Source organism: Allomuricauda sp. CAU 1633 (genome assembly GCF_017313225.1).
Classification (GTDB): domain Bacteria; phylum Bacteroidota; class Bacteroidia; order Flavobacteriales; family Flavobacteriaceae; genus Flagellimonas.
Genome location: NZ_JAFLNE010000005.1, coordinates 177,245 through 190,276 on the forward strand (window position 1 = coordinate 177,245; position 13,032 = coordinate 190,276).

Below are 13,032 nucleotides of genomic sequence, written 5' to 3' on the forward strand. Positions count from 1 at the left end.
CAAAAATAGATGAATAAATTTTGATACTGAATCGTCAAAAACACATTACTTGCCTCTTGTTTGCAAAGCAAAATACATCCGCTGCACAACTACTAACATACCGTTTCAAGGGTTTTCGCCTGTGGGACTCCAAAGAACACCATCTTTAAAAACCATTTTTGTTGACAACAGATATAAAGGGTTTTCCAATGGGTTTTTCTCGAACAAAATCATATCTGCTTTTTTGCCAACTTCCAACGACCCGTACCATTCATCCATATTCATTGACTCAGCACTATTTAGCGTAGCAATCTTTAAAACCTCCATCATGGGAATTCCCGCTCTGTTCAACAATACCATTTCACTAAGAATGGTTTTTCCAGGCTCGTAGGTGTCTGAACCAGTATTCAGCCTCACTCCATTTTTGTAAAGTTTGTAGGTTAACGCTTCTAAAACAGAATACCCCTTTCTCGCCCTTTCCAATTTTTCGGGCAACCAATCAAACCTATCTTCCTTATGAAGTTCTAAATTGAGACTACTCTCGGTCAATCCCAATGGATGCGCATAAAGGGTCAATGTAGGTGTAACTGAAGCTCGGTTTTCTTTTAATCTTTCGACCAAGGAATTTAATTTTGGGTCATTATCTCCTAAATAGTTGAATACCTCATATTCCCTGAAGCGCCAATTGTCATTGTCATCCGGAGGTAAATTCGTGATAATTCCATTTGTGGATTCATAATACCGAATAACATCGAGGAATAGAGTCTTCACATGTTCAAAATTGTGCAGTCCTGCTGTTATTGCTGTATCAATTGATATCATGGCATTCTCAATATGGCCAACAACACCCATGTTGAGTTCATTGGCCGTTTCAATGGCTGTTTTCAACTGCTCTTTACCGATTAGACTGTACACCTTTATGTGTTTGAATCCATTCGCGCTGTAGGCTCTCACGGCAGAATCGACCTGAGCTACATTCGGTACAAAAGTGTGGTTATAAAATTGGGTGTTCAAGGAGACCAATGCCCCGCCAGTTGGGTAATAGTCCACATATTGGGAACTTGGGGCCATCCATGATTTCATCATAGGAATGTGTTCCTTCCTTCCCCCTGCAGAGCGGACGACAGTGACTCCATAGGGTAAATATTGCTCCGTCATCTTTCTACGTGCAGCTTCATATTTGCTGGAATCTGTAATGACCGTTGTATCCCCAAAAATAAAGTTCAAGTGATTGTGTACATCGACAAAGGACGGGGTTAAGAGTTTGTGTTGGGCATCCAATACATTTTTAAATCTATTGTGGGCATTCTCGGTTTTGAGTATTTTTTGAATAATACCGTCTTTAATAAAAACACTTTGACCCTCTTCAATTTGAAGGGTTTTAGGATTAAATACAGAGGCATTGGTAATGATCAATTGGTAATCTAAATTGTCTTTCGTTCCACATGACAAAAGGGTCAGGAGCAAGACAATCAATACAACACGTAACATATAGCGTAGTTTTTAAAACAATTGTGATAAGGACAATGTGCAAATCCAAATGTTACAGTTGAAGAACTCCTTTGAGAATAATCCATATCAAAAAAGCAAGCTTGTTTTGCTTGCTTTTATTTATTTGTGACCGGGGAAGGATAAGGTCTGCTTGCTCAACTAAGCTTTTCCTTGAAGAATTCAATGGTTCGTTTCCAGGCAAGTTCAGCCGTCTCCTTATCATACCTTGGCGTAGTTGTGTTATGAAACCCATGATTTACATCTGGGTACACAAAGGCCGAGTACTCCTTGCCATTTTCTTTTAAGGCCTTTTCATATTCTGGCCAACCGGCATTGACCCGCTCATCCAAGCCAGCGTATTGGAGCATCAATGGGGCATTGATTTTGTCAATATCCTCAGTGGGCTGCCCTCCATAAAAGGGAACCGCTGCAGCCAGTTCAGGAACTTTTACGGCCATCATATTGGAAATCCATCCTCCGAAACAAAAACCGACCACCCCAATTTTCCCACTACAGTCGTCATGAGCATTAAGATATTCAAACGCTGCTATAAAATCTTCCAGCATTTCATTACGGTCCCGTTGCCGTTGTAACGTTCTACCTTCATCATCATTACCGGGATAACCACCCAGCGGGGTAAGCGCATCTGGGGCTATGGTAATGAACCCTGCAAGGGCCGCTCTTCTAGCCGTATCTTCAATATAAGGATTTAGTCCCCTATTCTCATGTACCACAACAATACCTCCCAATTTTCCTTTGGCATCCTTAGGTTTTGACAATAAAGCTTTGATTTCCCCTCCCCCTTTTGGGGAGTTATAGGTGATAAACTTGGATTCTAAATTAGGGTCATTTTTGTCCACCAACATGGTGTCAACATAATTGGGCATCAAAAAGCTCATCAGTGAAGCCACAGTGATTCCCCCTACCGCATACAAGCCCAGCTTTTCAATAAATTCCCGTCGTTGTATTTTGTTATGGGCGTAGTCGTCATACAGGTCGAAAACTTCTTGTTTGATGTCTTCTTTTTTTAATTTTTCCATGATCGTGTTGTTTGTATTAGTTAATTCGGGGAAATTCTAGTAACAGCATTTTAAAATACTCATTTTTAATTAATTACTAAAACATAGAATAACCTGGAATGTCACCTTAAGATAAACCAAAATCAATCAAACACTATTGGTTTTCTGTGAACAACTGACTTATTGTCCTGAACAACTTGTTCCAAGTATCACTCGCCATAATCTGTTAGCCTTTACTACAAAGAACCTAGACATTGGTTGAAACAATGAATTTTGGCATACATAGGACATACTTATCGAGAATTGGATGAATATGTAATTTACCCATTGATGGTTTTGGCGACTAAAAAGAAACTCGTACCTGGTTTATTTTGCTCCTAACTATAAACTGACCTTTTCTAAAGAATATCATTCGTTCCATAAATCTGGAATGAGGCCATAGCCACATGGATTCAACGGTAATTGATCATAGGCCTTTAATTCTTGGGAATGCACTCCGTATAATCTTTTGGCCGTTTCTTTTATGGCACTTACCATGTGTTTATATGGGCGGTCGGTCACATCGACCAAGCCACAATTGTAGTTCTCGCCGTCGTAACCCCGACCTGTAACATCTTGATCGGACCATTGAAAGTAACCAACCCCAATTAATCCTGGATGTTTAAAGGCTTGCTCCGTGTAAAGTCTATAGGCAACACCACGCTCTTCTTGGTTTTCAACTTGAACAAGTGCCTGGGCCATTCCTCTATCTACCGTTCCGGCGTGGTATTCTCCAATTACCATGGGTAAGTCTGCAATTTCCAGTATTCTATTCATATCCTCTTCCGGAGGTACAAGTTCGTAGCAGTTAAAACTGAAAACATCGAATATGTCCTTACAAATTTCCAAAATTCCATCTTCAGGAATTTTTCCAAATCGGATACCCAAAGTAATGTGATTGGGGTCATTTTGTTTTACAGCAGCTTCCACGGTTTGGAGAAATGTTTCAAAGGTTTCGTATATAAAAGCCTTTCTTATTTCTGGGGTGTCGCCATTGACCAAGTACTGTTGAAGCGCTTTTTTCATCGGTTTATCATCCTGCTCGGCTAATATTAGGTCACAAAGTCTCGATTCTTGACCTAACCAGGATGGTTCGTTGCCCGTAAAATATCCTATAAGCCAAGGGTTCTCCCGATAGGGTGTAACGGTCTCCTTGACCACATTTCCAATTTTGTCCTTGAAGTCATCGGCGTATACATCTGCAAGTCCCATTACCCCCTCACCTATGCCAAGCCCATAAAGTTGGAGCATGAAGGGTTTTTTGTTCATATTGATAATATCCCTACTGGACCAGTTTGCAATGGTATTTATGCCCCAATTGGACATTCTGTCAATAATCATCTCATTTGATTTGGAGACGTAATCTTCCCCAAATCGGCGATATAGATTCCAAGTGCCGAAAGAGACCGAATTTGGGTTATCAGGATTTAATCCCATTCCTTCTGGCGGGGCTTCTTTCATAAAATTTGAACGTTGATCCAATCGATTCACATCTCCACCATTTCCGGGAGAAATACAATCTACACCCAAGGATAGGAATTGATGGCCGTCAGGATCCACAAACCACCACTTACCATCAACTTTTTGGGTTCTGAAATAGCCCGTGGCTTCCAATTGGGTATTTAGATATCCCCCATATTTGGAGTAATTGAAGTTTTCTGGCTTTTTCAGCATTTCCTCTTCTGACTCCCAATCGGACTTGAGTTGGTCCAAAGACTTAATCTTATCCTCAAAATCCACGAGGTTGGATTGCCCAAACTCATCCACCACAGGGGTTTCGCCCAAATATTCATCCCCTGGGTCATCTACATGTAAACTGATTGAACGCAACTCAATGCTCGGATTGTCAATGGGAACATGCATTCGAAAACCTATGGAATCAACACCTTTGAGTGGTCCTCGTTCTCCACCAAGATTAAACCATCCCGAATAACGGGGTTGGTTCATGGTGCCTGCAATATCAGTGGCGGCATTGGGTAAATCGGTATAAAACCGTAAAGGCACAGCCAATTTGATCCATCCCTTTGGGACGTAGCTCATTACCCGTATTTCATTATAACCTTCTTCTGTAGTAAAGCCTACCTGAAAACGTTGTGAGGTGGTAGACATCATTTCAAGAAGAACGAAATTGTATTCGCTCCAATCTGTGGGTAATCCCGGACTAACGTCTTTGATTGCAAATTTCCGTCCAGCAACTTTTTTGGTACTATCGAATTCAACGGTAAACGTCTTTTCGGCCGATGAGGTACAAGCCAGACCCAATAGACAAAGCACAATAACAACTCCTGAAAGGAGAGGGTTTTTGACAGTTTGATGCATGGTTTTGATTTTAATTGTTCAGTTCTTGTAATTCAGTGCTCGCCCATAAATTGCTTACCGAAAGCGCTATGGCCTTCTGCAGGTTTTCTTTGGCCTTTGATGATTGGCCCAAGCCCTTATAACCTAATCCCTTTAAGGTATATGCCCTGGATTCTCTAACGGTTGCACTTTCCCTTCCTCCGAAAATCGCAAAGAAATTACCCGTTGTTCTATCGTTGGTCAATAGTTTATCACCTTCCTCGATCAATTCTTCAAAAACCTTGTTAGCTTGGGTTTTTTCATTTTGTTTTAGATGAGCCAACCCTTTATAATAGTTCATGACCCCTACTCTACGGCTTGTTTCGGCATTGGTGGCTTGTTTATAAAATTCTTTAGCTTTTTTCGACTTGTTTAATGCATCATAAGCCTTGCCGATAAAATAGTTTACTTGAATATTTCTATTTCCAAACCGTGCGCTGCCCGCTTCTTCATCAGGCACTTGTGCCAACAAGAAATGTTCAAGTGCTTTTTGCGGGTTATTTTCCGTCATGTATTTTAATCCCAAGGATAGTTGTGCATCAATAATCACCTCACGGACTCTTGAATTTCCCTCACGATAACTAAATACCTTGTTCTTTAGAAGATCTACAGCCTTATCTGATTTTCCAGCTAAGGTTAACACGGTAATTTGTCGAACGAAAGCATCGTCACGATTACTGACCACATCTGCATTTCCATCAAATATTTTTAGTCTTGTCTCAATAGGACTATTGTTCAATTCATAAAGATTGTCCAATTCCGCATAAAGGATGGCATCATCCTTATTGAGCGATAGCGCTTTTTCATAATAAGGGATAGCTTTTTGAGGGTCGTTGTAATGCCTATAGTAGCCCCACCCCAAGTTTCGTTGTGCCATGGCCAGACCTGGTTCATTGCTTATTGCCTTTCCCCAATATTCAATGGCCTTTTCAGGTTGCTTGTCATATAGAATATTACCGAGGTAATAATTAGCTTTCCCATCTTTGTTGTTATAGGACAAAGCGGTATGAAGTACCTCGATGGTTTCTAGACGGTAGGGAAAACAGTAGTCGGTGGGGAGATTCTGGGCTTTTTGGAACTGTTGTTTGGCTTCATCTTTATTTCCGCGCACACTTTGAATATATCCAAGGTAATATTCAATGATGGGATCCATACCTTGGTAACGAGTCAATACATTTTCAGCCTCGGTCAGCATACCTTCATTGAGATAGCCAACGGCCAATTCTAGATAGTTTTGATTGAACCCCCTCATTTTTTCAGTGACTGAAGCCAATGCTTTTTTCGCTTCCGCTTCATGTCCTGAGTCTTTTCCAATCAGGTAAAACTCGTTGGCAACCCTAAAATTGAGAGGATCTTGGTCCGCCACGGCCAAGAGTGTGGCCCGAGCGCCATCAAAGTCGCCCAATCTTCTTTGAATACTTGCCTTTAGCCCAATGCCTCGCGTATTTTTTGTGTTTGAGGATAGCGATTCATTAATTTGTTGAAGTGCCTTTTCAAAATCACCTTTGATGCAAGAAATCTGAGCCAATTCAAAATAGGCTGCAGAATAATAGGCATTATCCCATGTTGCACGGTACAGTGTATCTATGGCCTCGTCATACAATTTCAAGGCCTTAAGTGTTATTCCTTGAAGATATAGTGCCTCACCGTTTTTAGGCCTAGTGTAATCCGTGGTTATTTTTTTGATTGCAGTGGAAAAATACTTTCGCGCCGCTTTAAAATCCCCATTTTTTAGGTTTTGATTACCCAACGCTATGTTGGTGCGACTATTTGTAGGGTCGCGCCTGAGAACCTCTTGGTAATAATCATTAGGGTTTTTATAAAACTGCTCCAATCTACTACCTGTAATGTATAGTTCTTCCACCGTCTCCATCTCTTCGGGAAGCGGAGGCCTTTTGACTTCTTCGGGCAAATCTTCAGATTTTTTACGCTCCAAGGGTTTGTAGGATATGATGGTTTCCCCAGTCTCCACATTGATCATTTCGGTATATAAGTCGGTAACATCAAAATTGCCTTTTACATTGATCAATTGTGTAAAGGCGTTTTTGGGAGAAATCTGCATGTCTTTCTGAAAAACAATGTTCTCCCCATTTTTGAGAATGATTCGCGCATTGTCCAATTTCTGTGTAACATGATATCCTAGAAAAACACGGTTTCCGTCACGCTTTTCAAGGTTGACGGCAGTGTTTAGGTTGGCGTTTTTAAAACCTCCAATGTCCTTTACGGGATACCAGTACTGTTTCCATCTTTTTACTTCATAAGGTTTGATCCAGGTATAGTCCGGCTGGTTATCGGAATAAGCCCCGACCATAATTTCCACATAAGGCCCGCTCGTATCGGTCAGTCGCGCCTCAGTGGCTTGACCTACCGGTCCTGAACCCCATTCCCAGACTTTGGCGCCTTTAACAATGTTGTGATCCCCGATATGTACCGTACCGCTATTTGAACCGTGATCGTAACCTCCCATAAAATCCTCCTTCAAATCCCATGCGAAAAAGGAAGCAGACCCCCTAACATTTTTCCAATAACTGATATCTACCCCTTCGGAAAAGTCCTGTCCCACATAATTTTCCGTTGAAAAAGGCCATTGTGTAAAATCATTTTTTGAATGAAAGGTTGCAAATTCCACACTGGGTGGAAAAATGGTCTGGAAATTCTCATTCGTATGTGCAGCGACATTGGCCCAGTATAAAAATGTATTGGTATATGGGGTGGGGTTGTAGATGGATACCTCTGCCTCAAAATATGATCTGTCCGGTTTTACGGTAACACCTATGGTCCATCGCATTCGATGACGTGGTTCTGTTTCCCCAATAAATATGGTCTTACTACCATCCTCATTTTCCGCAATACTGTAATCCATGGGCAACATGGTCGATGGTCGATGGTGATGGAATACGCACCATTCTATTCCGCCGGATACCCAGGCACCCGTCATACCAATGTTTGAGGGCTTGACCTCATTATTTTTATAGATAAAATTGTAACCGTTCGATTTATCGGTTGCATAGTATAGTTTTCCACCAATCTCTGGCGTAATGCCCAATTTAATATAATCGTTTTCCAAGGTCAACATTTTCCATTCATGGGTTTCCATGGTGTTGGAGATAACATCATTCAATGCATAGGGATAAATGACCTTTCTGGCTCCCTGATAGTTCTCTCCACCGTAGAAAATAGGGGCCTTTTCAGCGGGAAGGACCTTATAGGTGGGGAGAGCCAACATCTCTTCTGTCACTTTGACCTTATCTTGGGCGAGTGACGAAAACGTCACTCCAAAAACGGTTCCTACTATTGCTAAGATTTTAAATGTTTGCACTTGTTTTGGTTTTAAATGATTTTGACCTACTACTTATAATGGTGTATAGAAATGGGGCCGTCATTGATGGCTACAATTAAACAGTGTTGTCCTCCAATATTGATTTTTCCCACTTTTTTGGCATCACCTCTGATAAAAAGACCACTGGTTGATGGTTTTATGGCGGTCATGTTTTCCAGACCTCCATCAAAGGTTATAAAGCATCCATAACTGGCATCGTTTCGTGTTGTTTCTATTTCTGAGGTATATAGATTGCCGGCCAGCACAAGATCTTGGGAGCCATTTCCATCGAAATCATCAATAAGAATATCGTTGATCGAGGATATTTGGGCATAGCTCGGGAGTTTTATTTTACTGAAGTGACCATTGTCGTTTCGTAGAACCATCGAAGAAAAAGTAGATGCCTTCATCTCCAACGCATCGGAAAGTCCCATGTCTGAATATATGGTATTGATATCGGCCTGCGCAAAACTGTTATAGTCCTTGAATTTCTTTTTTAATTCCGGAATTTGTTCGGAGGAACATTGTTTTCCGCGAACCGGATAGTAATTTCCGTCCTGGGGATAGCTCAATACGATATCGGTACTTCCAGACGCATTGAAATCTTTTGCAAAAATTTTAAATGGATTTTCCTCGGTTGCCTGGTACTTGTAATTTTCTCCCAAGTTTCCTAAAACAAAATCAGTATCCCCGTCTCCATCCAAATCGGCCTGTTCTATTGAAAACCACCATCCGGTCATTTCGCTTAGGCCCAAATCTTGGTTGTCCGCTCTTTCAAAGGTTCCATTATCGCCTTGCAGTAGCACCCAGGGTTCCATCCATTCGCCAACAAGCATAAGGTCAGCTCTACCATCTGAATTTATATCGGCCCAAGCAGCATCAGTAACCATTGCAGCGTTCATCAATTCTGGAGCAATGTCTTGGGTTACATCTTCAAAACGTCCATTTCTGTTTTCATAGATAAAACTGCCTTCTGAAAAAGGGTAATTATGTGGAAGCATTCGGGTGCCTACGAATAGATCTAGGTCTCCATCACCATCGTAATCGAAAGATGTAACAACACTGCCACTTCGGGGACTTTTCGGAAGTTTATCCGATCCATCGGAAAATCCACCTTCCCCATTATTAATGTACAATCTGTCATTGTAGTTGGAATGGCCAGGCTCAAATTCATTGCCTCCAGAAACTATGTAGAGGTCTAAATCACCGTCCCTGTCAAAATCAATGGAAAGCGCATCGATATCTTCTGACATTTTATAGGTTTCGAAGAGTTCGCTTTCCTGTTTTTCAAAGCTCCCTTGCCCATTTTGAAGAAATAGCGCGGCAAGTTCTCCTGAACTCCCCCCCAAAAAAACATCGTCTTGGCCATCCCCATTAAAATCGGCAATGGTCATGGCCGGGCCAAACTGCGACATTTTGTGGGGCAGGAGCACTTGAACTGAAAAATCATCGAAATCATTTTCCTTGTGGGAGAAGTCCAACACTTGCAGTGGTTCTTCAACTTGTTGGAAAAGCTTTGGTACGCTGTTGGCAAGGGCGGCATTGGGTTTGGTAGTGGCACTTTCCTTGTTCAGTATCAACGTTTGGTTGGCCTGCACATTGGTTTGGTTCGTAATTTCACCATCGGGCCAAACTATTTGTAGGGAATCAATGGTTTTGTCTTTTCCCAATCCAAAGTGTAAAATATTTGAAACTGTTGACTGAAATCCCCTTACAGGCATTTGGTCTACAGTTTGCATACCGTTTTTGGTGAAAATTTTTATTCTGCTGCCAATGGCACTTGGGTTTGTTGGACCTCCTTGAAGTTTGATCTTTACATAATTGTTGTTTTCGTTGTCAGAAGCGGTATTCTCATAAATAAAAGCCGTTTGGTCGATGTTGTTTATCACCACATCAAGATCACCATCATTGTCCAGGTCCCCGTATGACATGCCATTGGAAAAGCTGGGTTGCCCTATTCCGGAAGAACTGGATATGTCTTCAAAGCTTAGATCCCCCTTGTTTTTATAGAGATAATTGGGAATGGCTTGTGAGGGTATTTTTTGGGATTCTTCCAAAACCCTTTTTGGAGTGGTAAAAGCCAATCCTCTATTTAGGTTGTTAAAAAAGTCACGATTATTGATGTCCCGGCGGGTACCGTTGGTGACAAAAATGTCTTTTTTGGCATCATTGTCCACATCAAGGGCAAGAATGGACCAACTCCAATCCGTTGATGAAATACCGGTCATTTGCGAAATGTCGCTAAAGCGTGGGATACCATCCACTATACCTGAATTCAATTGCATGACATTGTGCATGTATTGATAGTGCAGGCCATTGTCCACTTGTGCCCAAAAAAGAGGTATGTTCATGCTGGCCATATTGGCTTTGGACCTATAATTGTCTTGGGGATTCATGTCCAATTGCAAAAAGTCCATTAAACCATCCCCATCCAAATCAACAATATCTGAACCCATACTGTACATAGCGGTATGGTTGGTTGCTTGGGCAGAAACTTCCCTGAACGTTTTATCCCCATTGTTCAAGTACAAATAATCAGGGGATCCAAAATCATTGCATAGATAGATATCCTGAAAACCATCATTGTTAAAATCGGTTATGCTGGAACTAATGGTTAGCCCAAAGTTTGAGAGTCCGGATTCTTTGGTTTTGTCAATGAATTTGCCATCAATGTTTTCATAAAAATGATCGGAATCAAAATCATTGATGTTATCCATTTTATGTCTGTAATATTCTGGGGGTGACTTAAATTGTGTTGGAGAATAATTGATGACCAAAAGATCTAGGTCACCATCAATATCATAATCAAAAAAAGTGCCTTGGTAACTATAACTACCATCTGCAATACCATAGTCTTCCGCAGCTTCTGTAAAGGTTAGATCACCATTGTTGATGTACAACTCGTTTTCACGGGGCCCATCAAGACCTGCAACGGAAAGGTAGATGTCCAACCAGCCATCCGAATTGATATCGACCAAGGAAACACCGGTATACCACCTATTATCTCCTGCAACACCAGCTTTTTTGGAGACATCCTCAAAATGAAGCCCTCCTTTATTTAAATAAAGTTTATTGGATACTTGGTTTCCGGTGAAAAAAATATCTTCAAGCCCATCATTGTTGAAGTCACCGATGGCAGTTCCACCGCCCATATATAAATAGGGATAAGTGAAATAATTTAACTCTTCGGTCTCTATTATCTTGTTTTCAAATGCAATTCCGGTGATTTCGGTCGGTTTAAGCCTAAACAACTGGTTATCCTTTTCGGGAGAATGGCAAGCGACGAATAGAATTGATAAAAGAATGAAAACAATGTGTTTCATCTAGGGACCTCGTTTAAATTGTTAAAAAAACCTTCAAGTTATTTTAACAATAACTCGAAGGTTTAAAACTAACTCAACTCAATTATTTAATGAGATTGGGATTTGCCGCAACATCGTTTGATGGAATGGGGCACCATGGAAATGCCTCGGTTATGGCAGGATTGGAGCTGAGGGGAGTCAAATCATTGTCATAGGGATCCCTCATTGCATTGACTTCATCCAATGTCTCTGTTCTAACAATGTCGTACCATCTAGTCCATTCACCTGCTAGCTCCCAAGCTTTTTCCCATACAATGTCCTCCCAAGTGGCGGAGGCAACGGAAGCCAGTCCGGCTCTATTCCTTACCGCGTTTAGGGCATTCAGTGCATTTGGATCGCTGTTGTTACCGGTGGCCCTTATCTGGGCTTCTGCATAGATCAACAATAATTCGGAATAGCGTAGATAATTGATGTCCTTGTTCACATTTCCGAAATCTTGTTCTCCGAACTTTTCTATTGAATAAAGAATTTGTCCCGTATCACTAATATCAAAGGTGAAATCTTTTCTATAGCCATCAGGAAAATTATTGTAGAACGCAATTTCCACCCACTTATCGCCAAATAAAATAGATTCAGCCTGGAAGTTTCCAGCATTCCAACCATCCAATCCAATGTTCGCAGGGAAGGCGATAATGGCTTCCGTATTTCCATTATCACTTAAACTGGTTGCCTGTGTACCCATGATACCACTCAGTTCTTCCTCCAACTCAAATGGACCATTGTCTATCACATTTTTAGCCTCAGCTGCCGCAAGGGCATAGTTTTCCGTTTTTTTCAATGGAAATCCGGCAGTGGTCAAATATACATTGGCCAATAGGGATTGAGCCATCCAACGGGTAGCTCTATAAATGCCATTTACCGGGGCAGGCCCCAAATGGCTCTTGGCAAATTCCAAATCCTCGATTATCAATGCATATATTTCCTCAAAGGTCGCCAAAGGTTCTTGGCCTGTCACATCTCTTTGAGATGTAATAAGTGGCACGGTTCCCCAAGTTCTAACCAATTCAAAATATATTAACCCTCTTAGATAATGCACTTCTCCAAGTGATCTTTCCAATAATTCCACATCGGCACCTTGCACAAAACTGCGCATTTGTTCTTCATTGTCCAGAAAGGTGTTGGCAGCACCTATTATTTCCCATAATTGATTCCAACCGTTGGTTTGCCATGGGTTTGTGGCCAAGGGTTGCATTTGGTCATATTCAAGATAAAATGTTTTATTGGAGCCTGTGGCCGCAGTTCTGTCATCGGCTGCCCAAAAGTGACAATAGTTTTCACTGTTGGCAAACAGCCTATCGGCCATTACGGAATATACACCAAGGGTTCCTGATTCAATATCGGCAACGCTGCTATAGAATTGCTCTGCTGCTAATTCACCTCTCGTATCCACGGGAAGATCACCACTACATGAAATGAAGCCTACCACAAGAAAACACAGTAATAGCGTCTTTTCCACAGAATTAGTTATTTGTCTAGTATTATTCAT

The 13,032-nt window shown here is 41.3% G+C and carries 6 protein-coding genes; all 6 read right to left on the reverse strand.

All coding sequences use genetic code 11. The annotated features are described in order from the left end of the window. Positions 1-105: 105 nt before the first annotated feature. Positions 106-1,470, reverse strand: a complete 1,365-nt coding sequence (locus tag J0X14_RS15070; RefSeq protein ID WP_207098637.1) for an amidohydrolase family protein — start codon at positions 1,468-1,470, stop codon at positions 106-108. Between the two features lie 155 nt (positions 1,471-1,625). Further along, a complete protein-coding gene (locus tag J0X14_RS15075; RefSeq protein ID WP_207098638.1) occupies positions 1,626-2,510 on the reverse strand; it encodes a dienelactone hydrolase family protein in 885 nt (294 codons plus the stop codon). A 387-nt stretch (positions 2,511-2,897) separates the two neighbouring features. Further along, the gene (locus J0X14_RS15080) at positions 2,898-4,847 is read right to left on the reverse strand and encodes a hypothetical protein (RefSeq protein WP_207098639.1); all 1,950 of its coding nucleotides are present in this window, start codon (positions 4,845-4,847) and stop codon (positions 2,898-2,900) included. 10 nt (positions 4,848-4,857) lie between these two features. Further along, positions 4,858-8,184, reverse strand: a complete 3,327-nt coding sequence (locus J0X14_RS15085; RefSeq protein WP_207098640.1) for a DUF5107 domain-containing protein — start codon at positions 8,182-8,184, stop codon at positions 4,858-4,860. A gap of 29 nt (positions 8,185-8,213) precedes the next feature. Further along, positions 8,214-11,507 (reverse strand): VCBS repeat-containing protein, encoded by a 3,294-nt coding sequence (locus tag J0X14_RS15090; RefSeq protein ID WP_207098641.1) that lies wholly within the window; start codon positions 11,505-11,507, stop codon positions 8,214-8,216. 82 nt (positions 11,508-11,589) lie between these two features. Beyond that, the gene (locus tag J0X14_RS15095; RefSeq protein WP_207098642.1) at positions 11,590-13,032 is read right to left on the reverse strand and encodes a RagB/SusD family nutrient uptake outer membrane protein; all 1,443 of its coding nucleotides are present in this window, start codon (positions 13,030-13,032) and stop codon (positions 11,590-11,592) included.